Annotated in this window: 23 protein-coding genes; 9 read left to right on the top strand and 14 right to left on the bottom strand. The window is 68.2% G+C overall.

The window, feature by feature from the left end; all coding sequences use genetic code 11:
- The first annotated feature begins 124 nt into the window (after positions 1 to 124).
- On the top strand, positions 125 to 2,878 hold the full coding sequence (locus AB0L53_RS29690) for an AAA family ATPase (protein WP_364000532.1): 2,754 nt from the start codon (positions 125 to 127) through the stop codon (positions 2,876 to 2,878).
- Positions 2,879 to 2,978: 100 nt separating this feature from the next.
- Here the strand turns inward: AB0L53_RS29690 and AB0L53_RS29685 are convergent, their stop codons facing one another.
- A complete protein-coding gene (locus AB0L53_RS29685; protein WP_364000530.1) occupies positions 2,979 to 4,511 on the bottom strand; it encodes an MFS transporter in 1,533 nt (510 codons plus the stop codon).
- Positions 4,512 to 5,012: 501 nt separating this feature from the next.
- Here AB0L53_RS29685 and AB0L53_RS29680 point away from each other — a divergent pair.
- Positions 5,013 to 5,696 (top strand): TetR/AcrR family transcriptional regulator, encoded by a 684-nt coding sequence (locus tag AB0L53_RS29680; RefSeq protein WP_364000527.1) that lies wholly within the window; start codon positions 5,013 to 5,015, stop codon positions 5,694 to 5,696.
- Positions 5,697 to 5,748: 52 nt separating this feature from the next.
- Here AB0L53_RS29680 and AB0L53_RS29675 read toward each other — a convergent pair whose 3' ends face one another.
- The gene (locus AB0L53_RS29675; RefSeq protein WP_357951430.1) at positions 5,749 to 5,988 is read right to left on the bottom strand and encodes a DUF5988 family protein; all 240 of its coding nucleotides are present in this window, start codon (positions 5,986 to 5,988) and stop codon (positions 5,749 to 5,751) included.
- Positions 5,989 to 6,048: 60 nt separating this feature from the next.
- Positions 6,049 to 6,951 (bottom strand): glucose-1-phosphate thymidylyltransferase RfbA, encoded by a 903-nt coding sequence (gene rfbA, locus AB0L53_RS29670; RefSeq protein WP_364000524.1) that lies wholly within the window; start codon positions 6,949 to 6,951, stop codon positions 6,049 to 6,051.
- A 260-nt stretch (positions 6,952 to 7,211) separates the two neighbouring features.
- Here rfbA and rfbB point away from each other — a divergent pair, with 260 nt between their 5' ends.
- On the top strand, positions 7,212 to 8,192 hold the full coding sequence (gene rfbB / locus AB0L53_RS29665; protein WP_364000521.1) for a dTDP-glucose 4,6-dehydratase: 981 nt from the start codon (positions 7,212 to 7,214) through the stop codon (positions 8,190 to 8,192).
- Positions 8,193 to 8,263: 71 nt separating this feature from the next.
- Here the strand turns inward: rfbB and AB0L53_RS29660 are convergent, their stop codons facing one another.
- From AB0L53_RS29660 to AB0L53_RS29625, 8 genes are all read right to left on the bottom strand, one after another.
- Positions 8,264 to 8,458, bottom strand: coding sequence for a ferredoxin (locus tag AB0L53_RS29660; RefSeq protein WP_357951422.1), 195 nt, complete (start codon positions 8,456 to 8,458; stop codon positions 8,264 to 8,266).
- A gap of 32 nt (positions 8,459 to 8,490) precedes the next feature.
- Positions 8,491 to 9,696 (bottom strand): cytochrome P450, encoded by a 1,206-nt coding sequence (locus tag AB0L53_RS29655; RefSeq protein WP_364000517.1) that lies wholly within the window; start codon positions 9,694 to 9,696, stop codon positions 8,491 to 8,493.
- A gap of 18 nt (positions 9,697 to 9,714) precedes the next feature.
- Entirely contained in the window at positions 9,715 to 10,902 is a 1,188-nt protein-coding gene (locus AB0L53_RS29650) for an FAD-dependent oxidoreductase (RefSeq protein WP_364000514.1), read from the bottom strand.
- Complete coding sequence (locus AB0L53_RS29645) at positions 10,899 to 11,099, bottom strand: ferredoxin (protein ID WP_357951416.1); 201 nt, start codon at positions 11,097 to 11,099, stop codon at positions 10,899 to 10,901. Before AB0L53_RS29645 ends, AB0L53_RS29650 begins: the two co-directional genes overlap by 4 nt.
- Before the next feature lie 191 nt (positions 11,100 to 11,290).
- Positions 11,291 to 12,106 (bottom strand): carbohydrate ABC transporter permease, encoded by an 816-nt coding sequence (locus AB0L53_RS29640; RefSeq protein ID WP_364000511.1) that lies wholly within the window; start codon positions 12,104 to 12,106, stop codon positions 11,291 to 11,293.
- Between the two features lie 2 nt (positions 12,107 to 12,108).
- A complete protein-coding gene (locus AB0L53_RS29635; RefSeq protein WP_364001035.1) occupies positions 12,109 to 13,002 on the bottom strand; it encodes a sugar ABC transporter permease in 894 nt (297 codons plus the stop codon).
- 55 nt (positions 13,003 to 13,057) lie between these two features.
- Positions 13,058 to 14,377 (bottom strand): extracellular solute-binding protein, encoded by a 1,320-nt coding sequence (locus tag AB0L53_RS29630; protein WP_364000508.1) that lies wholly within the window; start codon positions 14,375 to 14,377, stop codon positions 13,058 to 13,060.
- Positions 14,378 to 14,457: 80 nt separating this feature from the next.
- Complete coding sequence (locus AB0L53_RS29625; RefSeq protein ID WP_364000505.1) at positions 14,458 to 15,705, bottom strand: ROK family transcriptional regulator; 1,248 nt, start codon at positions 15,703 to 15,705, stop codon at positions 14,458 to 14,460.
- A gap of 87 nt (positions 15,706 to 15,792) precedes the next feature.
- Between AB0L53_RS29625 and AB0L53_RS29620 the strand changes: the two genes are divergently transcribed.
- Genes AB0L53_RS29620 through AB0L53_RS29605 form a run of 4 tightly spaced genes read left to right on the top strand, consistent with a single transcriptional unit; the run spans position 15,793 to position 21,923 of the window.
- Positions 15,793 to 17,967, top strand: a complete 2,175-nt coding sequence (locus AB0L53_RS29620; RefSeq protein WP_364000503.1) for an alpha-N-acetylglucosaminidase TIM-barrel domain-containing protein — start codon at positions 15,793 to 15,795, stop codon at positions 17,965 to 17,967.
- A 20-nt stretch (positions 17,968 to 17,987) separates the two neighbouring features.
- Positions 17,988 to 18,887 carry an N-acetylmuramic acid 6-phosphate etherase gene (locus AB0L53_RS29615; RefSeq protein ID WP_364000500.1) on the top strand — a complete coding sequence of 300 codons (900 nt, stop codon included), beginning with the start codon at positions 17,988 to 17,990 and terminating at the stop codon, positions 18,885 to 18,887.
- A gap of 11 nt (positions 18,888 to 18,898) precedes the next feature.
- Positions 18,899 to 20,026 carry a BadF/BadG/BcrA/BcrD ATPase family protein gene (locus AB0L53_RS29610; protein WP_364000497.1) on the top strand — a complete coding sequence of 376 codons (1,128 nt, stop codon included), beginning with the start codon at positions 18,899 to 18,901 and terminating at the stop codon, positions 20,024 to 20,026.
- Positions 20,027 to 20,060: 34 nt separating this feature from the next.
- Positions 20,061 to 21,923, top strand: coding sequence for an ABC transporter ATP-binding protein (locus AB0L53_RS29605; protein WP_364000494.1), 1,863 nt, complete (start codon positions 20,061 to 20,063; stop codon positions 21,921 to 21,923).
- 127 nt (positions 21,924 to 22,050) lie between these two features.
- Here AB0L53_RS29605 and AB0L53_RS29600 read toward each other — a convergent pair whose 3' ends face one another.
- From AB0L53_RS29600 to AB0L53_RS29590, 3 genes are all read right to left on the bottom strand, one after another.
- Positions 22,051 to 23,352 carry a hypothetical protein gene (locus AB0L53_RS29600; RefSeq protein ID WP_364000491.1) on the bottom strand — a complete coding sequence of 434 codons (1,302 nt, stop codon included), beginning with the start codon at positions 23,350 to 23,352 and terminating at the stop codon, positions 22,051 to 22,053.
- A gap of 6 nt (positions 23,353 to 23,358) precedes the next feature.
- Entirely contained in the window at positions 23,359 to 23,781 is a 423-nt protein-coding gene (locus AB0L53_RS29595; RefSeq protein ID WP_364000489.1) for a hypothetical protein, read from the bottom strand.
- Positions 23,782 to 24,210: 429 nt separating this feature from the next.
- Complete coding sequence (locus tag AB0L53_RS29590) at positions 24,211 to 24,534, bottom strand: hypothetical protein (protein WP_364000486.1); 324 nt, start codon at positions 24,532 to 24,534, stop codon at positions 24,211 to 24,213.
- Positions 24,535 to 24,672: 138 nt separating this feature from the next.
- On the opposite strand from AB0L53_RS29590, the gene AB0L53_RS29585 reads away from it, so the two are divergent.
- Both AB0L53_RS29585 and AB0L53_RS29580 read left to right on the top strand, forming a co-directional pair.
- On the top strand, positions 24,673 to 25,188 hold the full coding sequence (locus tag AB0L53_RS29585; RefSeq protein ID WP_364000483.1) for a hypothetical protein: 516 nt from the start codon (positions 24,673 to 24,675) through the stop codon (positions 25,186 to 25,188).
- A 32-nt stretch (positions 25,189 to 25,220) separates the two neighbouring features.
- On the top strand, positions 25,221 to 25,536 hold a 316-nt coding region (locus AB0L53_RS29580; protein WP_364000480.1), incomplete at its 3' end, for a CsbD family protein.

The following is a 25,536-nucleotide window of genomic DNA, read 5'->3' as shown; positions in this document are numbered from 1 at the left end:
GGCTTGTCCAAATGTATTGACAAGTGCCGTGGCGGGCGTAGGAGAATGATTCTCAAGGGTCTGTGCAAGGATCGGGACGAGGCATGATCCCTCATACCGCGTTAGGGGACGAACGGGAATCACGATGACCCTCATCGAGCGTGACCACGAAATCACGGAGCTGGACAACCTGCTCACCGATTGCCTACAAGGCAAGGGACGGGTCATGGTGATCACCGGACCCACAGGAGTCGGCAAGACCGAACTCGCCTACACCTTCAGCCAGCGCGCCGCCGCGGGCGGCGTCACCTGGCTGAGCGCCACCTGCTCACGAGCCGACCGCAACCTGCCGCTCGGGATGGCCAGCCAGAGCTTTCACAGCGCGGCGCTGCCGATCGAGCACGCCTCGGAGGCGGCCCGGCTGATCGAGGAGGCCGCCTTCAGCGCGAAATCCATCGAAACCCCGGCGCACAATCCCGACTGGCTGCACACCATCCAGGGGCTGTGGTCGATAGTCCTGGAGCTCTCCACGAGTGCGCCGGTGCTCATCACCGTCGACGACGTCGAATATTCGGACGCATTGTCGTGGCAACTCCTGCTCAATTTCGTACAGCGTCTCAACAATGCGAACGTATTCGTCGTGGTGACCGCGACAGAAAACCCGCAGGGCATGGATCCGCTCATCGAGGTGGATCTGATGCGCCACCCGCACTGCCAGCACATGAGATTGGGCACGCTTTCCCAGGAAGGCGTCACGAAGATGCTCTGTAAATCCATGGACCAGGATACGGCGGAAAAACTCGGTCCTGATTTCCATGCGGCCGGCGGCGGCAACCCCTTACTTGTCGAGGCGTTGGTCGAGGACTATTTACACGAGTCCGGCGAATCCAATTCGCTGGTCATCGGCGATGCCTTCTCCAGATCGGTGCGCGCCCTGCTCCATCGCACCGACCCGACCTCGCTGCGCACCGCTCGCGGCCTCGCCGTACTCGGGGAGGGAGCCTTTCCCAACCTACTGCCCGAACTAATCGAACTTCCGCCGGCGACCGTCCAGCAGACCCTTAACCATCTCGCCGCCGTCGGAATCACCGATGGACAGCACTTCTGCCATCCTGAGACCCGCTCCGCCGTGCTCGACGACCTCGACGCCGAAGAGCGCAGGGAGATGCACCGGCGCGCCGCCCGGCTGCTCCACATGGAGGGAGCGGCGAGCACCGCGGTCGCCGAACACCTCATCCACGCCTCCGACTGCCCGGAGCCATGGGCGACGGTGGAGCTGCGTGAAGCCGCCGATCAGACGCTGCTCAACGACGAGTACGAGTTCGCCATCCAATGCCTGAAGCTGGCGATCGCCTTCTGTCACGACGACGCGCGCCGAGCGTCCCTGCGGGCCTCGCTCGCGCGGGCGGAGTGGCTGATCAACCCCGCGGCCACCACCCAGCATCTCGACCATCTGATGTCGATCGCGCGAGAGGGCGGCCTGGGCTTCGACGACCTTCGCATGCTGCTGAGGTTCTTCCTGTGGCACGGACGACTTGAAGAAGCCGGAGAGGTGCTTCGGCGGCTGAACGCCCTGGCCGCCGAATCGGGCGAAAAAGACACGCCCATGCGGCTGGAAGTCACTCATCAGTGGTTGTCCACCGCCTTTCCCTCGCTTCTCCTCGAGGTGGCGGACGCCTCTTCCGGCACCCCCAAGCCGGGGGCACCCGGCGTACCTCCCCTTCAGGGGGCCGCCCTATTGTCACGCTTCTTGCGAACGGAGGAGAATGAGCAAAAGATCGATACCGCCGAACGCGTCCTCCAGTCCACCACACTGGACGAGTCGAACCTTGAAGCCGTAGAGTCCTCTCTTTTCACATTGCTCTACTCCGATCAGGCGGATCGGGCGGCACCACTCTGTGATGTCTTGTACGAAGAAGCCGTCCAACGGCGCTCCCCCACCTGGCGCGCCGTGCTGGCCGGCGTCCGGGCGCACATCGCCATTCGCCACGGAGATCTAGCGATAGCCGTTAAATATGCCTCTATAGCGTTGGATGTACTACCGCGCCGGAGCCTGGGGATTCATATCGCCCTGCCGCTGGCCGCCTTGATCCGGGTCAACACCGAAATGGGGAAGTTCGACGTCGCGGCGCGCCTGCTCAGGCATCCCGTACCCACCGCGATCTACCAGACCCGGTTCGGGCTGCACTATCTCCAGGCACGGGCCCATTTCCACCTGGCGACAGGCCTGTCGCACGCGGCGCTCAGCGACTTCCTGAGCTGCGGGAGACTGATGCGGGCCTGGAACCTCGACACTCCCGTGCTGGTGCCCTGGCGCCAGGGTGCGGCCGCCGCGCACCTGCAGATGGGCCAGCTGAACCAGGCGAGAGCCTTCCTCCAGGAACCCTATGATCTGCCCGGCGGCGACTCTCTCAGGGCGAGAGGGGCCACGCTGCGGCTGCTGGCCGCCATCGGTGACCTCAAGAAGCGCCCGGCCCTGCTCAGGGAGGCCGTGGACATGCTTCAGGACGCGGGAGACCGGCTGGAGATGGCGTACGCGCTCGTCGATCTGACCCACGCCTTCAACGAGATCGGCGAACTCCACAAGGCCAGGATGATCGGCTACTGGGCCGACCGGGTCGCCGACGAGTGCCAGGCCGAGCCGCTGCGCTGGGCGGTGCGGCAGGACGATCCGGCCGAGCAGGAGGCGGAGACCCCGGAGAGCATGGGCCTGCTGAGCGACGCCGAACAGCGGGTCGCCTCGCTCGCCGCGCTGGGCTACACCAACCGGGAGATCTCCCGGAAGATCTACATCACGATCAGCACCGTCGAGCAGCATCTGACCCGGATCTACCGCAAGCTCAACGTGCGTGGCAGAAGAGACCTGCCCTCACAGTTCTCCTACGTCGAACTCCGCTGACCACACAGCGCCGACCTCTTACCGTCGACCTCTTACCGTCGACCTCATATCGCCGACCTCTTACCGTCGACCTCATATCGCCGACCTCTTACCGTCGACCTCATATCGCCCGATCGGGGCTCTTCTCCTCGATGGACACCCGCCGGAGCTGGATCGTGGCCAGGATCGCCGTGGCCACCAGGATGGCCGTGCCCGACAGCGCGGCCACCCGCATGCCCTCGGTGAAGGCCGTACGTGCCGCCTGGAGAAGGGCCTCCTGCGCGGGGCCCGACAGCTGGGCCGCCACCTGGACCGCCCCGCCGAGCGTTTCACGCGCCGTCTGGGCGGCCTCACCGGGAAGGTCGACGGGCACCTCGAACGTCCAGCGGTAGATCAACAGCCCCAGGCTGCCCAGGACGGCGACGCCGAGCGCGGCGCCGAACTCGGTGCCGGCCTCCAGCACCGCCGACGCCGAGCCGGCCCGTTCCGGCGGAGCCACCGCGATCACCAGGTCGGAGGCCACCGCCTGTACGGCGCCCAGGCCCAGGCCCAGCAGGCCCAGTCCGATCACGAGTGTCTGCACGCCCGGCTCGCCTTCGAGCTGCGAGAGCACCGCGAACCCCAGACCGGCGACGAACATGCCGCCGCCGATGACGAAGCCGGGGCGGATCCATCGCACCACCGCCACGGCCAGCATCGACCCGACGAGGGCCATCCCCGCGGCGGGCAGCGTCAGTATCCCCGCGACGAACGGGCGCAGCCCCAGCACCAGTTGCAGGTACTGGGCGATGAAGTAGAACAGTCCCATGAGGGCGAAGATCGCGAGCGTGCTCGTGATCAGCGAGATGCCGAAGGCCCGATTCGCGAACAGGCGCAGGTCGAGCATCGGGTCGGCCAGCGCGCGCTGCCGCCAGATGAACGAGGCGCCGGCGGCCAGGCCCAGGGCCATGGCCAGCGCGGCCGTCGGGGTCAGACCCTGCTCGGCGATGTCCTTCACCCCGTAGACGACCGGGAGCACGGCCACCAGCGACAGCACGGTGCTCAACACGTCGAGCCGGCCCGCCTGCGGATCGCGATACTCCGGCAGCAGGATGGGACCGAGCACCAACAGCAGGGCCATGATCGGCACGTTGATCAGGAACACCGAGCCCCACCAGAATCTCTCCAGCATCCACCCGCCCACGATGGGGCCGAGCACGCTGCCTCCGGAGAACCCGGCCGCCCAGATCGCTATGGCCAGCCGGCGCTGGCGCGGCTCGTGGAACATGTTGCGGATCAACGCCAGGGTGGACGGCATGAGCGTGGCGGCCGCCGCCCCTTGCAGGGCGCGCAGGACGATGAGCATCTCGGCGCTGGGCGCGTAGGCGGCCACGGCGGAGGTGACGCCGAAGACGGCGGCGCCGAGGAGCAGCAGGCGCCGTCGGCCGATCCTGTCGCCGAGCGTGCCCATGACGAGCAGCAGGCCCGCCAGCCAGAAGGCGTAGATGTCGACGATCCAGAGCAGTTCGGGCCCGCTCGGCTTCAGCTCCGCGCTGAGGAACGGCAGCGCGAAGTAGAGGACCGTGACGGTGATGGAGATCAGCAGGACGGGGAGGACCAGAACCGCCAGTCCCACCCACTCCCGTCGTCCAGCGGTCGTCGAAGCCGTTTCCATCCCACACTCCTCGGATAGCGTGTACGCGTGCATACGACGTACTCAGACTTGCCTTCGACCGACTTCAAGATCTTTATCGAGGAATAAATTCCGACAAAGAGGCACCAGCGGGTATATATCACGCAATTTCGGTGGCGGTCGGGGGCATTTCATCACACTCGCCGATCAGTTTCATCACGACTTCGTGTGATATAATTTCACTACATATCAATATGCGCGTGACAAAATCTGTGAGGCCAGATGCTCACCTGCGCACAATGCGGCAGACCGTTGTATGCCGCACCTCGGGGGCGACGTCCGCGATACTGCTCGCGGTCGTGCCAGGGTCGGGCGTACAGAGCGCGTGTGGCGGCACGTGCCCTGCCCTGTTCCGAAGGGCCCTGTCCCGAAGGGCCACTCTCTGAAGAGCTCCCCGCGGAACCGGTCATGGAAGTCGGCAAGCCCACCAAGCCCGAGACGATCCCGCGGGAGCCTCGCGAAGGGCTCACTCTCGAACGCATCGTGGGCACCGGCATCGAGATCGCCGACACCGAAGGGCTGGAGACGCTCTCCATGCGCCGGGTGGCGGCGGATCTGGGCGTCGGCACGATGTCTCTCTACCGATACGTGTCGAGCAAGGACGCCTTGATCGAATTGATGGTCGATCGCGTACACGGCGAAGACAAGAATCTGACGCCCGTTCCGGACGACTGGCGCGCCCGGCTCGAACTGTCCGCGCTGCGCGAGTGGAGACTCTATTCGCGCCACCCTTGGGTGCTGCAGGTCATCGCGACCCCGCAACCTCCGCTCGGGCCGAACATTCTGGCCGACCTCGAGCGGGCCATGGGCGCCTTGGACGGCCTTGGCCTCGATCCGGTGATGGTGCATTGGGTGACCATCGCCGTAAGCGCTCAGGTACAAGGCGCCGCCCTGCTTCGCGTCAGCGAATGGGAGGCGGAGCGGCGCACCGGCGTCACCACGCGGCAGTGGCGCGCGGCCAAGATGCCGATGCTGTCGGAGATCCTCGAATCCGGGCAGTTCCCCATGCTGTCGAGCCTGCTGGAGAGACAGGAGGAAGTGGCCCACATCGACGAATGGCTCTGGTTCAGCCTCCGCCGCCTGCTCGACGGGGTGGCCGTCTTCGTCGAGGAGCGGGAGAATTCCGGCTCGGCCGACATCGGACCGGGCCTGCGCAAGGCGCTGTGAAGGGCGCTGTGAGCCCCGAGTCCGCGAGAAGCGCGGTGCGCCCTGGGCCGGCTCATTCGGCCACTTTGGTCCGCGTGGTCCACCGAAAGAGCGGCGGGCCGCCGGACTCCGGCGCTGCGCCGACCCGTTCGAAATGTTCGTACCCGCCATTGCGTGGAATCTTTATCTTTCCATCCGAGACCACGTCGTGCATGACGCGGAGCGTTCGCGGGACATCGGCGGGGCCGCCTTCGAGCGCGACCTCCACGGGTCCACGGCCGGGCAGGGGTGAGGCGGCGGAGGGGATGGTCATGTCGGGTACCTCCGGTGATCGTGGCCGGGGGTGGCCGGCCATCGGCGATCTCTAGGGGTTCTAGGAGAATGAGCCGGCCGGTTGACGGGCATGGCGGAACTCGGTGGCGAGGGCGCAGACGTACCGGCCGTAGCTGGAGGGCAGGAGCTCCGCGCCGAGGCGGTGGCACTGCTCGGCGTCGATGTAGCCCATCCGCAGCGCGATCTCCTCGATGCAGGCGATGCGTACGCCCTGCCGGGCTTCGAGCATGTGAACGTACTGGCTGGCCTGCAGGATGGAGTCGGGCGTGCCCGCGTCGAGCCAGGCGAACCCGCGGCCGAGTTCGACGAACTTCGCCTTGCCCCGGTCGAGATACACCCGGTTGACATCGGTGATCTCGAGCTCTCCGCGAGCGGACGGCTGGACGTTCTTGGCGATGTCGACGACGTCGTTGTCGTAGAGATAAAGGCCGACGACGGCGCAGTTGGAACGCGGGTGCGCGGGTTTCTCCTCGATGGAGACAAGCCCGCCGAGCGCGTCCCTCTCGGCGATGGCGTAGCGCTCGGGATCGCTGACCGGATGGCCGAACAACACGCAGCCGTCGACGTCCGCGGTGTTCTCCTGGAGGATGTCGTAGAACGAATTTCCGTGGAAGATGTTGTCGCCCAGCACGAGCGCCACGGAATCGTCGCCGATATGGTCGGCGCCGAGAATGAAGGCGTCGGCCAGGCCGACGGGCTCGTCCTGACGGGCGTAGCTGATGTCGAGCCCGAGGTGGGAGCCGTCTCGGAGCAGGCGTGCCAGGTTCGGCAGGTCCTCCGGGGTGGAGATCACCAGGATCTCTCTGATATTCGCCAGCATGAGGACGGACAAGGGATAATAGATCATCGGCTTGTCGTTCACCGGCAGGAGCTGTTTCGAGACCGCGAGCGTAATAGGATACAACCGGGTCCCGTGCCCGCCGGCCAGAATTATGCCTTTCACGAAATACCCTTCGTCAGGGAAAACCGGTAGCCGGAGTCGATATTCGTGCACCGAGCATCACACCGCTGCACATCGGAATGGACTCCAAGACGACCCTCGTTCACCCCCTAGCCATCCCCCCGCGCCCCCCTATGTCGGCCACTAAACGGTTGCGCCCGGTTTACCGGCGATATGATTTCCACGGTGAAAGACAGATCGTGACCGCGGGGGAAGCGGCGTCCAGTGCTGAAGCCTGGCATGACCGAGGAGGAGATCACCCGATGAGGATCCTGGTGACGGGCGGCGCCGGCTTCATCGGCTCCCACTACGTGCGCACCCTGCTCGACGAGGCCGACGGGGACGCGGAGATCACCGTTCTCGACAAGCTCACCTACGCGGGCAATCCGGCGAATCTTGAGCAGGTCCGTACGAACGAGAGGTTCACCTTCGTCCAGGGCGACATATGCGACACCGAACTCGTCGACCCGCTCGTCGCCCGCCACGACCAGGTGGTCCACTTCGCGGCCGAGTCGCATGTCGACCGGTCCATCATGGGCGCCACCGAGTTCGTGCGCACCAATGTGACCGGCACCCAGACCCTGCTCGACGCGGCGGTCCGCAGCGGCCTCAGGACTTTCGTGCACGTCTCCACCGACGAGGTCTACGGCTCGGTCGCGGAGGGCTCCTCGCTCGAGAGCGACGCGCTGCGGCCCAGCTCCCCGTACTCCGCCTCGAAGGCGGCCTCCGACCTGCTCGCCCTGGCCTACCACCGCACCCACGGTCTCGACGTGCGGGTGACCCGCTGCTCCAACAACTACGGCCACCATCACTTCCCAGAGAAGATCATCCCCCTGTTCATCACCAACCTGCTCGACGGCCGGCGGGTGCCGCTGTACGGCGACGGGGGCAACACCCGTGACTGGCTGCACATCGACGACCATGTGCGGGGCATCGAACTGGTCCGTTCCGAAGGCCGTCCCGGCGAGATCTACAACATCGGCGGCGGCACGGAGCTCACCAACAGAGAGCTCACCGGTCTGCTCCTCAAAGCCTGTGACGCCGACTGGGACCAGGTCTCCTACGTCGAAGACCGCAAGGGCCACGACCTCCGCTACTCGGTCGACTGCACCAAGGCCCGCACCGAGCTGGACTACCGGCCACGCAAGGATTTCGACACCGGCCTGGCGGAGACCGTCGCCTGGTATCGCGACAATCGCCCCTGGTGGGAGCCACTCCTGCCCAGCCGCACGCCAAGCGCGTAACAGCGAACTACAGGCACCACGGCGGCCGGTCCAGCGTTCGGGTCGGCCGCTCGCGGTAGCCGGTGCGGGTGTCAGTCCTCGATGTGGATGGCCAGCGCCGGGCAGACCACCGCGGCATGCCTGACGTCGGCGGCCTGCTCTGCCGGCGGGTCCGGGTTGAGCAGCACCACGATGCCGTCCTCGTCGCGCTGGTCGAACACCTCCGCCGCGGCGACCACACACTGCCCGGAAGCGACGCACTTGTCCTGGTCGATGATGACCTTCATGAGATCCTCTTGATTGTCGTTGTGGGGGAAGGTCACCAGGTCACGGGGAGTTCGTAGACCCCGTACACGGACCCGTCGTGCTTGAACGGGATCTGGTCCAGGTCCGCGGCCAGCCGCAGGGTGGGGATGCGCCGATAGAGGGTGCTGTAGACGACCTGCAGCTCCATCCGGGCCAGCGGCTGGCCCAGGCACTGGTGGATGCCGAAGCCGAAGGCCACGTGGTGGCGGGCGTCGCGCTGGAGGTCCAGCCGGTCGGGGTCGGGGAAGGCGTCGGGGTCGCGGTTGCCGATGTCGTTGGCCATGATCAGCCCCTCGCCGGCGCGGATGACCTGTCCGGCGATCTCGATGTCCGCCAGCACCGCCCGGCGCCGCCCGTTGTGCGTGATGTGGAGGTAGCGCAGCAGTTCCTCCACCGCTGAGGTGACCAGCTTCTGATCCGCCGTGTCACGCAGGAGGGCCAGCTGGTCGGGGTGTTCCAGCAGGGCGAGCGTGCCGAGCGCGATCATGTTCGCGGTCGTCTCGTGCCCGGCGATCAGCAGCAGCACCCCGATCCCGGCCGCGTCCCGCTGGGACAGCTCCCCGGTCTTGACCCGCTCGGTCAGCCCGGACAGCAGGTCGTCGCCGGGGTTGGCGAGCTTCTCGCCCAGCAGGGTATCCAGGTAGCCGGCCAGCCGACCGAGGGCGGCCGCCCGCTGCTCGGGGTCGGCGTCCCGGTTGATGATGGTCTTGCTGTTGTCCTGGAAGAAGTCGTGGTCGGCGTACGGTACGCCGAGCAGTTCGCAGATCACCAGCGACGGGACCGGCAGCGCGAACGCCTCCACCAGGTCGACCGGCTTCGGACCGGCCAGCAGGTCGTCGATCAGATCGTCCACGATCTTCTGTACGGCCGGCCGCATCGCCTCCACCCGCTTGATCGTGAACGGCGCCGTCACCATCCGCCGCAGCCGGGCATGCTCGGGGTCGTCCATCATGATGAAGCTGATGGGTGATCCCGAGCCGACGAGGGCGGTCGGGCTCGGATAGCCGGGCTGGTAGGCGTCGGCGCTGACCCTCGGGTCGGCCAGTAGCGCCCGCTGGTCGGCGTAACGGGTCACCAGCCACGGCGTGCTGCCGTCCCACAGGCGGACCTTGGTGAGCGGGCCCTCCTTCTGCTTCTCCCGCAGCGCCGGAGGCGGATCGAACGGGCAGCCGGCCGCCCTCGTCATCGGGTAGTCCGGGGTGTCCAACGTACTGGTCATCGGGTTCTCCAAGGAAAGTCAGAGGGTGGAGACGAAGTCGGGAAGCGCGTCGACGACCTCTTGGCGCCGCAGGCGGGTCTGCTTGGGCATGTTCCAGCCGAGTACGCCGGTGACTCTGCCGTCGCTGCGGTAGAGCGCGACGAACCGGCGGGCCGAACGGTCGCCTTCCACCACGGTCACCTCGGCGTCGACGGGCAGCACGCCATGGACCTGGATCTTGGTGTCGAACTGGTCGGTCCAGAAGTAAGGCACCGGGCAGTAGGGCTGGTCATCGCCGAGGATGTTGGCCGCGACGGCGCCGGCCTGTTCGGTGGCGTTGGTCCGGTTCTCCAGCCGCAGCAGGGTGCCGAACCTGTCGTGCTGCCAGCGGGCCACGTCACCGACCGCGTAGACGCCCTCGGCCGCGCGGCAGCGCGAGTCGCACACCAGTCCGTTCTCCACCCGCAGGCCGCTGTCGGCCAGCCAGCCGGTCGCCGGGTCAGAACCGATCGCCACCACGACCACGTCGGCCGGCAGCACTTCGCCGGTGTCCAGGCGCACGCCCGTGACCTTGCCGTCCTGGCCGGTGAGCCGGTCGACACCGGCACCGAGCCGCAGGCGGACCCCGCGCTCGGTGTGCAGTTCGGCCAGCAGTCCCGCGACCGAGGGCCCGATCTGGCCGGCCAGCGGCGCCGCCAGAGGGCCGGCCATGGTGACCTCGAGGCCCAGGCCGCGCGCGGTGGCGGCGATCTCAGCGCCGAGCACGCCCTCCCCCACGACCACGAGCCGCGAGGCGGCCAGCAGATCCGCGCGCAGGGCCAGCGCGTCGTCCAGCGTGCGTAGTACGTGGACCCCGGCCAGATCCTTCTGGCCGGGCAGCGTCCGGGCGCGCAGTCCCGTGGCCACGACGATGGCGTCGGCCCGCAGGGCCCGCCCGGCCGCGGTGTGCACGGTGCGTACGGCCACGTCCAGGCCGACGGCTGGATCGGCGAGGACGAACTCGGCGTCCAGGCTGGACAGCGCGGTCTGCGGTCGCAGCTGAGCCCGTTCGGGGTCCCAGGCGCCGGAGAGGACCTGCTTGGACAGGGGCGGCCGATCGTAGGGCAGGTGCGGCTCGGCGCCGAGGACGGTCAGGCCGCCCTGATAGCCCTTGCGCCGCAACGCCTCCGCGGTGGCGAGCCCGGCGGCCGAGGCGCCGACCACCAGAACGCTGGAGGGAGCGCTCACGCGTTCTCGCTCAGCTCGATCGCGGCCGCCGGGCACATGCTGGCCGCTTCGCGGACCGTGGTGTGCAACTGCTCGGCCGGTTCGGCGTCGAGCAGGATCACGATCCCGTCTTCTTCTCGCTGATCGAACACTTCCGGCGCGAGCATCACGCACGTGCCCGCGCCGCAGCATTTGTCCTCGTCCACGCGTACTTTCATCGAGAGTCCCTCCTGTGCCTCTACGGGTGGTGGAGGTGCCCTCCGCGAGAACCTCCTTCGGTTCGTGGTCAGTTAACCGGGGTCGCAACGTTAAGTCAAGCGACTGATTTAAAATGAGCCGAGACGTGCGCGCACTGAAACGCCAAGAGCCACCCGGTGCTCGAACACGGGCGGCGGCGGGGCGATCCTGGTCAACCCTTGATGGCACCCTGGGTGATGCCGTTGACGAAGCTGCGCTGGAAGATGAGGTACACGATCACGATCGGCGCGACGACGATCAGGCACGCCGCCGCCAGCAGTGGGATGTCGGTGGTGTACTGGCCGACGAAGAGCCCCAGGCCGCCCGGCGCGGTACGCCGGTCCGGGTCCTGCATCATGACCAGGACCAGCATGAACTGGTTCCACGACCACATGAAGTACAGGACCGACAGCGTGGTGATCTGCGGCCACGAGATGGGCAGCAGCACCCGCGCCAGCACGATGAAGTCCCGGGCGCCGTCGATGCGGGCCGCCTCGACGAGTTCGTCGGGGATGTTGGAGAAGTGCGTCTGCATCCAGTACACGCCGAAGGGCATGAACAGCGCCACCTCGGCGAGGATGATGCCGACGTAGGAGTTGGTGAGGCCGACCTCGCGCAGGTTGAAGTAGAGCGCCACCACGATGACCTCGATCGGCAGCGTGAGCCCCAGCACGAACCCGAACGACAGCGCCCGGTTGCCCCACACCTTCAGGACCGTCAGCCCATAGCCGGCGAGCGTGGCCAGTGTCACCGCGATCGGCACCACGAAGACCGCGATCAGCAGGCTGGAGCGCATGAGGGCGGTGAAGTTGCCCCGTTCCCAGGCCAGGGCGAAGTTCTCCCACGACCACCGGTCCGGGATGCTCAGCCCGCTGAGCTGCGAGCCCGGAGGATGCAGGGCGGCCAGGACGATGCCGACGAACGGCACCAGGATCATGGCCGCCATCAGGACGAGCACTCCGTACCGGATTCCGACACCGCCGCGCATGCTCAACTCTCATCCCTGGTGAAGTATCGGACGGCACCGACGACGGCGATCACGATCACGGTCAGCACGACGGCCAGCGCGCTGGCGCCGCCGATGTCGCCCTCGTTGAAGGCCAGCCGGTAGACCAGCAGGCCGGGCACATTGGTCTGCCCCGCCGGGCCGCCGTTCGTCGTGGTGAAGACGAGGTCGAAGCTGGCCAGCGCGGCGATCGTGGTGATGACGCCGGCGATCGTGATCTCCTTGCGCACCCCGGGCAGGGTGACGTGCAGGAACTGCCGGTAGGCCCCGGCGCCGTCGAGCGTGGCCGCCTCGTACAGGGACGGGTCGATCTTCTGCGCGCCGGCCAGGAAGAGCATCATGCACAGCCCGCTCATCACCCAGGTCCCGATGAGCCCGAGCGCGACCAGTGCCAGGCCGTAGTCGCCCAGCCAGGCGCGGGTGATCGCCCCCAGCCCCACCAGGTCGAGGACCTGGTTGACGACGCCGGACTCGCTGTAGAGCCATCGCCAGGTGATGCCGACGGCCACCAGCGGCAGCACCTGGGGAAGGAAGAACACGGTCCGGAAGAACGTCATCCCCCGGCGTACCTTGCCCATCAGCAGGGCCGTCATGAACAGCCCGACCCCGATGGGGATGAACGAGAAGAAGACGATCAGTATGAGGCTGTGCAGGATGGCCTCGTACAACGCCGAATCACGAAAAATCTTGACGTAGTTGTCCAGGCCGGCGAAGGTCGCGGGCAGGATGCCGTCCCAGTTCAGCAGCGACAGGCGCACCGTGTTCAGCGCCGGCCAGATGGCGAACCCCAGGTAGGCGGCGAGCGCGGGCAGCACGTACAGCCAGCCGCGGGCCCGTCCGCCACGCCGGGGCGGGCGAGCCCGCACGCTGTCGGCCACCCGCTCCCCGCCGCGGGCCGAGGTGGCCCGCGGCGGGGAGATGGACGTGCTCACATCACGAGCCATGGTGTCCGTCCCACGACTCCTGCAGGGAGCTCAGGAAGTCGTCGACGGTCATCTTGTCGCTGAGGAGCCCCTGGATACCGGGGGTCAGCTTGTCGATCATGCCGGGCGAGGCGTAGTCGGGGAAGGGGACGATCCCGTTGGCCTGCGCCACTGGTGTGAATGCGGTGGCGATCTCGCCGCGCAGCCCCTGGGCGCCGAGCTCGGCCTTGGTGTCGACCGGCATGAACCCGCCGTCGAACTCGATCTTCGCCGCTTCCGGCGAGCTCAGGTAGTCGAGGAACGCCGCGGCGACGTTCGGGTGCTTCGTCTTGGCCGAGATGGCGTAGGCGACGCTCGCCCCCGAGGCGACCTTGGCCGGCTCGCCCGATGCCGTGGGCATGAGGAAGAAGCCGGCGTCGGCGCCCAGCTCCTTCTCCACGGCGGTGGCGCCCCAGTTGCCGGTCACCAGGAACGCGCTCTTGCCCTTGGAGAAGTTCGCCAGCGCGTCGGGGTCCGCCGTGGCGCTCGCGCCCGCGGGGAAGAAGCCCTTCTTCGACCAGTCGATCAGCGTCTGGGAGGCCTTCTTCGCGGCGTCGGTCTTGATCGTCCCGCCCGGCTTGCCGTAGACCCAGCTCCGGTAGGCGTCGACGTCGCCGGTGACGTTGAGCAGCGCGTTCCACAGGTGGAAGCCGCCGACCTGCAGCGCGCCGAGGCTCAGCGGGGTCTGGCCGGCGTCCTTCACCTTCTGCATCGCGGCCTCGAACTCGGCCAGCGTCTTCGGCGCCTCCTTGACCATCTTCTTGTTGTAGTAGACGCCGACCACCGACAGCCCGCCCGGCACGGCGTACAGGCCGCCGGTGCCGAACTGCTTGGCCGCCTTGTCGGAGCTGAGAACCTCGAGGCTGGAGGGCGGGAACTTGCCGGTCCATCCGTACGCCTTGTTCCACGGGCCCAGGTCCAGGATGAGGCCGGCCGGGACCAGGGAGTTCATCGCGCCCGGGTTGTACTGCGCGATGTCCGGCGCCGCGTCCGACGACATCGACAGCTTGATCGACTTGACGTAGTCGTTGAACGGCGTCATCTGGGGCTTGATGGTGACGTTCGGGTGCTTCTTGGTGAAGCCGTCGATGAGGGTCTGGGTGGGGGGATCATTGCTGTAGGCCAAGGTCAGCGTGACCGGGTCGTTGGGGATGGTCGTCGATACGTCGATCTTCTTCGCCGCGTCCCCGCTCGGGGCGCCGGTGCCGCCGGTGCCCGCGCAGGCCGTCAGGGTGAGTGTCGCCGCGGTGCCGAGCGCCACGAGCGCCTGCCACCGACCTGGTGCTGTCATGTGCATGACCTTTCGCCTATCTCCAAGTCGCCAATCTCCAAGTCGCCAATCTCCAAGTCGCTGATCTCCAAGCGGGTTCTTCAACGGACCTCCTGGCGGCCGCTTCTCACCAGGTCGAACCTGGTTCGCTCGATCTCCTCCAGCGAGTGACGCAGGGCCCCGTGGACGACGGCATCGTCCTGGAGGGTCGAGACCTCCAGGGCCGGCTGGTCCAGGGGCTGCTCGGCCAGGTGCCGCCGGACTGCGGCGAGCAATGTCTCGCCGCATCTGGCCAGCGGCCCGCCGATGACCACGAGCCGCGGGTCGAGGATCGCCCGGATCGCCGCGACGCCTTTGGCGAAGCGGCGGGCGACCACGTCAAGCGCGTCCAGGGCCGAGGGTGTGCCGTCGACGACGGCGTCCAGCACGGCGTCGAACGCCCGCTCCCCCGCCGCTTCGAGCCGGGCTCGGAGGGCGTCGTCGCCGTCGCGCTCGGCCGCCGCCTTCGCCAGCCGGACGATCTCCTCGCCGCCCACCCAATCCTCGAACGGGCCGAGGCCGTGCGGATGGCGGGGCTCGGGAGGAGTGGCCGCGAACAGGTCGAGAAAGCCGACGTCACCGGCGTCGTTGGAGGCACCGCGGTAGAGCTCGCCGTTCAGCACGATGCCGGCGCCGACGCGTTCGCCCCAGTGAACCATCACCAGCGAGTCCTCGCGGCGTTCGGAATCCCGCCACCGTTCGCCCTGGGTGGCCAGCTTGACGTCGTTGTCCAGGTAGACCGGGCAGCCGAGGGCGTCCTTCATCCGGCGATGGAGGAGATCGCCGGTCAGGCCGGGCATGCTCGGGATGAGCCGGATGATCCCGGTCGCCGGGTCGACTATGCCGGGCGTGCCCACCGAGGCGAACCACAGGTCGCCGGTCGTGATGCCCGCCGCCTCCAGCGTGCGTGCCACCGCGGGCAGGAGTGTCTCCACCACCTGCTGACCATGGGAACCGCCGCAGAGTTGCACCGCGTCGGCGGCGGCGACCGTACCGGCCAGGTCCGAGACCGCGACCCGCAGCTCCTGCGGGCTGATCGACAGGCCGAGCACGTAGCCCGCCTCCGCCCGGAAGCGGACGAGCTGCGCGGGCCGTCCGGCCCTGCTGGAGTCCCGATCGAGGGAGCCGAACTCGACGAGTCCCTCCGCGGCCAGCGCGTTGAGCGAACGGGTGACCGCCTGCCGGGAAAGCCCGACCGCCTTGGCCAGCGCGGACACGCTCATGCTGGTCTCGGTCCGTAGCCGCCGCAGGATGGCACCCGCGTTGACCTCACGCATGAACTGCGTGCCAACAGCGACCACCTGCTCCATGACCTCTCCCTGGTCTCGACTTGCGGGTACGCTAGCATAATAATTATGGACCGTACGGAACTAATTCGTCGAGGGGCGTGACCTGCGATGTCATCCGGTGACGACGAGCAGCCCCCGCCGTGGGCGGACACCGTCAGCGGTCTCGCCCACCGCGTTCTCGGGCCGGTGGCCGAGTCGATCCGCTTCGTCACGCGCGAAGGCGCGGGGCGGGGCTATGAGTACGAGGCGAGGGACGGATCGCTCACCGTCGCCGCCACGGACGGCGTGAGCGCCGCGGTCGCTCTCCATCACTATCTGCGGGAATGCTGCGAGCTGTCCGTGGGCTGGGACACCGTGCTGCCGTTGCGGCTGACGTCCCTCGCGGACAGCCCGCCCCGGCAGGGCTCGGCGCGGGTCCAGGACGGCTACTACTTCAACTTCTGTACGTTCAGCTACACCATGCCGTACTGGGACTGGGCCGACTGGGAGCGCGAGATCGACTGGATGGCGCTGCACGGCATCACCATGCCGCTCGCCATCACCGGCCACGAGGCCGCGCTGCACGCCGCCTACTCCCTCCTCGGTCTCGACGATCACACCATCCGTAGCTTCCTTGGCGGGCCAGGCTACCTTCCGTTCCAGTTCATGGGGTGCATGGATGGCTTCGCCGGTCCGCTCCCCGCGTCCTGGATCGACAGTCATCGCGAGCTCGGGGCGCGCATCCTCGACCGCGAGCGCGCCTTCGGCATGACGCCCGTCCTTCCGGCCTTCACCGGACACGTCCCGCACCAGATCGCCGCGTCGTCGCGGGCCGCGCGCCGCAACTGGCAGGGGTTCGAGACCTGGGTCCTCGACCCGGCCGACCCGCTCTACGAGCGGCTGAGCACCGAGATCGCCCGCGCCCAGATCAAGCTCTTCGGCACCGATCACCTGTACGCCGCCGATCCGTTCATCGAGATGATCCCGGTCGACGCCGACCCCTCCTTCCCCGGGGCCGTGGCGACGGCGACGCTGGCCGGGCTGCGGGCCGCCGACCCGGACGCGGTCTGGCTCATGCAGGCCTGGCCCTTCTCCTACCAGCGGGAGTTCTGGACCGAGGACCGCGTCACCGCCTTCCTCGACGCGATCCCGAATGACCGGATGCTCGTCGCGGACTTGTGGGCGGAGTACGACCCGCTGTGGGAGCGCTTCGAGGAGTTCTCCGGCAAGCCCTGGCTCTGGTGCGCGCTGCTCAACTTCGGTGGCCGCACCGACCCGGTCGCCGACCTGCGGGCGGTGCCGGCCGCGATCGACACCGCCCTGGCGGCGCCGAACCCGCCCACGGGCCTCGGCCTGTCCATGGAGGCCACCCGCAACAACCCCGTCTTCTTCGAGCTCGTGACCGACCAGATCTGGAACCGGGTCACCGACCTCGACGCCTGGCTCGACGCCTTCGTCACCCAGCGCTACGACAGGAGCGCGGCTGCGCTGCGTACCGCCTGGCGCGGCCTCCTGCACACCGTCTACGACACCCGGGGCCTGCGGATCTACCCCGCACAGTTCAACGGCATCCTCACCGCCAAACCCTCCTACGCGGGGATGGCCGAGGCGCGCGCCAACGTCACCGGCACCCTCTGGTACGAACCGGCGGAGCTGGCCGCGGCCTGGGAACGGATGATCGAGGTGGCCGAGCAGCACCCTGACCTGCTGGCCGGCCCGCTGGGGCATGACCTCGTCGAGGTGGGCATCGCGTTCATGGTCAGGGTCGCCGACCGCTACTACCTCGACGCCGTGGAGCGGTCGGCCGCGCTCGGTGCGGCCAGCCGGCCCCATGTCGACCGGTTCCTGCGCGTCTTCGATGACCTGGACCGGATGCTGGCCGCTCGCCCCGAGTACACCTTCCAGCACTGGGAGTCCAAGGCCCTGTCGTGGGCGACCGACCCGGCCGAACGCGACGTCCTGCGGGACAACGCCCGCCGCATCATCACGGTCTGGGGCACCTCCTCCAGCCCCCTGCTCGACGATTACGCGGGGCGGCACTGGAGCGGGCTCGTCGGCGGCTATTACCGGGATCGCTGGGAGCTGTGGGCGCGTGGCCTCAACGACGCGCTCGCCACGCCCGGCGACGGGCCCGATGCGGACCTGGATGAGCGGCTCCGCGACCGGGCCGAGCTCTTCCTGCGGGAGGGCCCGGCTGCGCCGCCGCAGGACCTGGGCGACCTCGCCACGGAGTCACGCCGGCTGTTCGCCGCCTATGCCGACCAAACCGGCTCACTTGCCCAGCCGCACGAACACGACCGATGACACGACCGATGAGGAGAACGATGCCCCAGGTGGTACCTCCGACCGAGCGCCGGAACCCGCGCACCGCCGACATCGACACCCTGGAGTCCCGTGAGGTCCTCCGGTTGCTGCGAGAGGAGGACGCCCGGGCGGTCGAGGCAGTCGGCGCGGCCGGCGATCAGCTCGCCCGCGCGGTGGACGAAGCACATCTCCGGCTGAACCGGGGCGGAACGGTGCACTACTTCGGCGCCGGCGCCTCCGGACGGCTGGCGGTGCTGGACGCCACGGAGATCACGCCGACCTTCGGGGCGGCGCGTGGCCTGTTCACCGCCCACTTCGCCGGTGGGCTCGCCGCCGTCACCGACTCCTCCGTCGACCAGGAGGACGCCGAGGCGCTGGGCGCCGCCGACGCCGCCGGCCTCGACGAGGCCAGTGTGGCGATCGGGATCACTGCGTCCGGCTCGACCCCGTACGTGGCCGGCGCGCTGCGCGCGGCCCGCTCCGCCGGCGCCCTCACGGTGCTGGTCACCTGCAACCCGGACGCTCCGCTCCGCGAGCTGGCCGAGATCAGCGTCGTCGCCGCCACCGGGCCGGAGGCGCTGACCGGCTCGACCCGGCTCAAGGCCGGCACGGCGACGAAGGTGATACTCAACTCGTTCTCGACGGCTCTCATGATCAAGGCGGGCCGGACGTACGGCAACCTCATGGTCGGGCTGGTCGCCACCAACGCCAAGCTCGGCGAGCGCGCGGTGAGCCTGCTCGTGGAGGCGACGGGTGAGGAAGAGGCGAGCTGCCGCGCGGTCCTGGCCGACGCGGGCGGCAACATCCCGGAGGCGCTGGTACGGCTGCTCACCGGCTGCTCGGCAGAGCGGGCGCGGACCGCGCTGGAGCGGCATCCGGGCGTCCGTGCGGCCGTCGCCGCGCTGGCGGACGCCGGATGAGACTGGGAGGCGTGAACGCCGGCGGTGGCGGACTGGCGGGCGTGGACGTCGGCGCTGACGGGCGGCAGACTCATCTGGCGAACATGAACGTCGGCGCTGACGGGCGGCAGATGAACCTGGCGGGCGTGGACGTCGGCGGTGGCGGGATCAGGGTGCGGATCGAGGCGGGCGGGTCGATCGTGTCCGGGGACGACGCGTCCCCGGTGCCGCGTGCGCAGGGCAGGGTCGACCTCGATCGGCTCGCGGAGCGAATCATCCGGGTCATCCAGAACGCCGTGGGCGGCCGGGAGCTCGACCGGTTCGCCGGCATGGCGATCGGCACGACCGGATTGCCGGGCCTGGTCCCGGACCCGAGCACGCTCTGGCACGCCCTGCGCGGACGGTTCGGCCTGGGCACGCTCGTGGTCACCGGCGACATGGTGACCACGCACGTCGGCGCGCTCGGGTTCCGGCCCGGAGTCGTCGTCGCCGCGGGCACGGGCGTCATCACCCTCGGCACCGACCTGGACGGCGTCTGGAACCAGTCCGACGGGTGGGGATACCTGCTCGGCGACCACGGCGGCGGCGCCTGGATCGGGATGCACGGCCTGCACGCCGCTCTGCGCGCGCATGACGGCCGGGCCGGCGGGTCGCCCGCGCTTCTCGAGCGCCTGACGGCTCACTTCGGGCCCCCATCGGAGCTGGTGGCGCTGGTGTACGCGGCGGGGTCGGCGGCCCACCACTTCGCCTCGTTCGCACCGGCCGTCGGCGAGGCGGCCCGTGACGGGGACCCGGTGGCCCGGCAGATCTGGACCGAGGCCGGCCGGCAGCTCGGCCAGACCGCGCTGGCCGCCGCGTCCGGGCTCGACCCGGTCTTCTCCTGGGGCGGCCGGCTGTTCGACGCCGCGGACCTGCTGATGGAGCCCTTCCAGAGCACCGTCCGTACGCTACTTCCCGAGGCTCGCTTCGAACCGCCCCGAGGCAACTCCGCCGACGGCGCGCTCGCCCTGGCGCGGGCCGCCGCCGACGGTTCGGTACGGCCGCACCACCCCTATGTCTACGTCTTCACCGAGGCGTCACAGAATCGGCCGGACAGCGGACGAACAGGCGGTCCGGAACGGCGCCGAGCATCGGCGGCGGCCCCGGAGAAGATGACCTGATGAAACTGTCGGTGCCCGAGTGCACACTGAGCGTATGTCTGATGAGCCTCTCGAACTCGGCGAGATCTCCATCTCCGACTGGCATGCCCACACCGACAAGATGGCGGAAGTCAGCTTCCTGACCATCGCCCGCCGGCTCCCTTCCCTCGTGCGCCAGGCGCTGCGCATGGCCTGGGGAGCCAGCCCACGCGACACCCTGGCCACCGTCGCGCTCAACCTGCTCGGCGGGGTGTTCACCGCCTTCGGGCTGCTGGCCACGACCGGCGTGCTCGCCGCCCTGTTCAGCCAGGGTGCCACCCCCGACCGCGTGATGGCCGCGCTGCCCAGCCTCGCCCTCGTCGCCACCGCCGCCGCCCTGCGCACCGTCATGCAGGCGGGCGCGGGCTGGGCGCAGTCCCGCCTCACCCCCCAGATCTCCCTGCACACCGAGGAGCGGCTCTACGGCCTGACCAGCCGCGTCGACCTGGTCGCCTACGACGACCCCGACTTCCACGACTCCCTCGAGCGCGCCAGCATGCGGGGCGTGGCCGTGGCCGACTCGGTGGTGTCCTCGGCCATCGACGTGGTGACGGCCGTGGTCGGCATCACGGCCGTGGCCGGGGTGCTCGGCGTCCTCCACCCGCTCATGCTGCCGCTGCTCCTGCTGGCGGTGCTGCCCGACGCCTGGGCCGCGGTCCGCAGCGCGCGGATGCGCTACACGACCATGTACTCCCTCATCCCGGCCCACCGTCGCAAGTGGATCATCGCCTCGCTGCTGGCCGAGCGCGAGTCCGCGGCCGAGGTCCGCTCGTTCACGATGCGCGGCTTCCTGCTGCGCCTCTACGACGCGGTGGCCAAGGCCGAGCAGGAGGTGCTCCTGCTGCTGGCCAGACGGCAGACGGTGGCCCGGCTCGTGGGCGAGGCCTTCGGCGGCCTGGGCACCGGCGTGGTCTACGTCGCGCTGGGCATCCTGCTGGCCATCGCCGCGATCCCGCTCGCCGTGGCGGGCACCGCCGTCCTGGCGATCAGATCCGGTCAGCAGTCCCTGAGCAGCCTCATGTACGCCACCAACCGCCTCTACGAGCAGGGCCTCTACTTCACCGACTTCCTGGAGTTCTGCGCCGACGCCGAACGCCGGCTGCCCGGCCCCCGCGCGCTCACGGCGCCCGAGTCCTTCCAGTGCATCGTCGCCGACAAGGTGTCCTTCACCTATCCGGGCGCCGACGAGCCCGCGCTCTGCGACGTGTCCATCGAGATCAAGCGCGGCGAGATCGTCGCCTTCGTCGGCGAGAACGGCTCGGGCAAGACCACCCTCGCCAAGATCCTCTCCGGCCTCTATGAACCCGACAGTGGCACCGTCGCCTGGGACGAGATCGACCTGAAAGACGTCAACCCCGACGACCTCCGGCTGCGCACCGCGGTCATCGCGCAGGACCACACCCGCTGGCCGCTCACGGCCCGTTACAACATCACCATGGGCACCGACAAGGGCGAGGCGGCCCTGCACTCGGCCGCCGAGGTGGCCGGGGCCGACGTGGTCATCGGCGACCTCCCCCACGGCTACCGCACGCTGCTCGACCGGCGCTTCAAAGACGGCCACGAGCTGTCCGGCGGCCAGTGGCAGCGCATCGCGGTGGCCCGGGGCTTCCACCGCGACGCGGCGCTGCTCATCTGCGACGAGCCGACCGCCGCCCTCGACGCCCGCGCCGAGCACGCCCTGTTCGAACGCATCCGCGGCCACTCCGACGGCCGCACCGTCCTGCTCATCACTCACCGGCTGGCCAGCGTCCGCTACGCCGACCGCATCTACGTCCTGGAGCACGGCAAGGTGACCGAGCAGGGCACCCACGACACCCTCATGTCCCTGGACGGCCTGTACGCCGACCTCTACACCCTCCAAGCCAGCGCCTACCGATAACCGCGGAGCAACGGCGGCGACGGCGAACCACACGCCGTCGTCGCCGGCCGTCCTAGGCGGCACGTTCTCAGCCGGTGATGGCGATCGGACGCACGACACGGGCCTTGCTGTGGCGCTTGGCAGGCGATCAGCCGATTCTGTCGTGGACCACACCGTCCATGTCGCCGCCCCAGACGTCGTCGTCCTCGTGGAGCCAGGTGGCGGATTCGCGTTCCTTTTCCTCCTGGCCGCTCGCACCGCCCATCCCGCTCATCGGCATGAAGGGGGAGCTTGTCCCGTTCGTGGCGGTGGCCCGAATGCCGTTGATCGTCGGCGGGGCTCCCGATCCGCCGCCCATGCCGGTGCCGGGATTGCCGGGGTCCGTGGCCGCGGAGTGGTTCGGGCTCTTGGGGGTGGAGTGGATCGGGCCGCTGTCCGAGTCGATGGGGCGCTGGAAGTCCGCCAGCTTGGTATGCGGGTCGGTGGACCGATCGCTCGTGGGATCGTTCGAGCCGCGGGTGGGGTCGCCAGGCGATGCGTCGTTGCCGTTCGCGTCGAGGACGGGCCAACGGGGTGCGTTCGTGCCGCCCGGGGCGGCGTCGGACGATGGACCGTCCGGCCCTTGACCGAGGTCCTTGCTCCGGTCCTCGGAATCACCAGGGAAGTGGGCGCGCTCGCCATGCGGTGCGGAAGAGTCCACGCCGGCAGGTAACGCGGGGCCGCCGCCTGAGCGGTCAGTGTCAATGGGGCTTATATGGGAGGAGGAGCGGTCGGAGGCTCCGCCGGACGGCCTCTCGCCGAACCTGTAGTCGACCGTTTCGGGCTTCTCATGCGGCGCCACCGGATAGGCGATGGCGGGCAGTTCCATCTCCACCGTCTTGGGAAGGGTGCCGTAGATCGCCTCGAGGTCCTTGCTGAACGCTTCCAGCCGCAATCCTGCCAGCTTACCCAGGACATTCTTGCCGAAGAAATCCACGCCATGCTTGCCCGACTGCAGGACTCCGTTAAAAATGTAGTCGCCGTGACCATCGGGCCTGAAGCCGAAAGAGGTTTCGCGCTCCGCCTCCGGAAGTACGTCGTCGATGGACTCCTGGTATTGGCGTACCACTCCGGCCAGGGTCTCGAGCGGACGGCCCATCGCCAGCAGCTTGTCAGAGAGTTCGCCGAGCGCTATGTAAAGAGTTCTCAGGGCCCGCTGTGCCGTTACGGAGGCCTTGCCCTCCCAGACCTTGGCGAGAGCCTCGGCTTCCTGCCCGAGCACCCATTGGGCGTTGGCGACGACCGAACACGCGTCCACGTAGGAGGCGCCGGCATCCTGAATCTCCTTGACGCTGATGCCCTTGATGAAGTCCCTGACCTCCTCAAATCTGCGGTCGTCGTTATAGATTGTCCAATCTTCACCGCGGGAGGGCTTGAGCCAGTGTGTCTTCTTGTCGGTCTTCTGGGCCATGGGTGGCTAGGCTCCGTCCGTGTTCGCGTCGCTGACGTCCTTGTATTCGCCCGCACCGGCGTCGAGCAGCGCGATCGCGATATCGAAGTTCTTCTGGACCTCTCGATAGATCGTGGTGAACTCCTGGTGGCAGGTCTCCAGCATTTCGGCGAACGCGCGACCGCCCTCCCACCGGGCAACGCTCTGCAACTGGGTCCTCAGTTCCTCGAGCCCGGCGTACTTGGTCAGATCATCGATGGAGCCCTGGCCGGCGGCCAGGCTGCTCCCCTTGGCGCTGCCCCCTTCGCCGGTGAAGCGCCCCAGCACCTCTCTCAGCGCTTTGGCACTTTCCCTGATCGCCTTTTCGTTGTAGGTGACGCCATCTCGTTCCGCTTCCAGACCCGGCCAGTTGTCCTCCAGGGCCTTGGGTGGTATCGATTCTGGCGCCATGCTCACGCTCCTAAATCGCGCTTGAGTCGTCGATTACGAATATTCCATCGGCCCATGACGCAGTGCTCAATGGGCGCCCATTAAAATCTCGGCCTCGGCGCCCATGATGCAACCGCGACCCCAGACTCGGATACCTCTGCCGTGGACAGGAGCATGCTGCGGCGACGCTTCCAAAGCGAACTTCTCGTCTTGTCCGATCAACCCGCCGAAAGCTTTCGACAAGGTCAGCGAGCAAGACCGAGAGAGATTTGCCAACATCAAAACTCCTGATTATCAGCCCAGAACTACTTCCTCAAAGATCCGCGGAAGATCGGGTCGGGTGAGTATCGGCCTGGCGACAGGCCGCCGCACACCTCACAGCGCCGGAAACGACGATACACCATTATGGAGCGAGTGCTCTGTTATCGCGAGCACGCCCCGCCCTCGGGTTCATGATCTCGATCGGTTGCCGAACGTCGCCGAACGACCGGTGGCCGAGGGTCGGCTCGCCACCAGGCCGAGGCGGATGAGGCTGTCCGCGGTGTCGGCGATGGCGGCCTCCGGGGCGCGCGGCTGCCAGCCGAGGACCTCACGAGCCTTGTCCGCGTGGACGACCGGGATGCGGCCCAGCTGGTCGACCATCGCCCGTAACTCGGGATTCGTCCGCGCCGCGGCCCTGACCTGCTCGTCGGCGAGCTCCAGCTTCGGCACCTTGGCCGCGAGCTCGCCCAGATGGTCGCTCAGGATCCGGACGGCGTGCAGGAAGCTGATCATCTCACGTAGACCGTGCGGTCTTCGGTCCCGGTGTCGCGTACGGTCCACGGCCCGATCTCGAGGCTACTTCGAGCGGGAGCAGTTGTCAGAACCTCGTCTCGTGCGAACTTCGCGGCTCATTCGTCCATCCAACCGTGCATGACCACACACACGATGACCCGTACCGTATTGGGCACGACCCTGGCCGCAGGGCTGGTGCTGGGCGGCCTCGCGCCAGCGGCGCACGCCGCGACCGCGCCCGCCGCTTTCGGCCCTTCCGGATATAGGGGCATCACGCTGGGGATGAGCGCGAGGGCGGCCGAGGCCACCGGCAAGATCACGCCCGTCGACGGGACCGGCGTCTCCCCTGCCTGCACCGGCTGGAACCTGAAGCCTGTACCGGTAGGCCGCGACTCCGTCAGCCTCTACATCTCCAAGAAGCACGGCGTCGCGGTGATCTTCGCGCCCAAGGGCGCCAAGACCCCTGAGGGCATCGGACTGGGCTCCACGTACAAGCAGATCAAGAAGGCCTATCCCAAGCTGAAGACGGCCGCCAGCGGCTACCCGTACGTCGACATCCCCGGCAAGTCACATGCTTACTACTCCTTCCTCCTCAACAAGGGCAAGGTGTACGAGATGGCGCTGGGGCTCCACAAGCAGGACTGCGTCAACTAACCCGGGGCGGGGCCTTGCCCTGACCGGTCCCCATGTTTCTGGTCGGCCTGTTCGGAAAGTGGGAGTTTCCGGGAACCGATGAGAAAGGCATGGACATGGGCGCCGATGACAAGATCCGCAACAAGGCGCAGGAGCTCAAGGGCCGGGCGAAGGAGACCCTGGGAAAGGCCACCGACGACGAGGACCTGAGGGCCGAAGGGCGTACAGAACAGGCCGAAGGGGGCCTCAGACAGGCCGGCGAGAAAGTCAAGGACGCCGGCAAGAAGGTCAAGGACGCCTTCAAGAAGTCCGCGCCGGCCGGTTCGCCCTGGACACCCACCCGCACTCCGGACACGCCTGCGAGGTGTA

It is taken from the genome of Nonomuraea sp. NPDC052129 (assembly GCF_040680095.1).
GTDB lineage: Bacteria > Actinomycetota > Actinomycetes > Streptosporangiales > Streptosporangiaceae > Nonomuraea.
The sequence above is the reverse complement of the archived record's forward strand: the minus strand, read 5'-3'. Positions and strand labels throughout refer to the sequence as shown.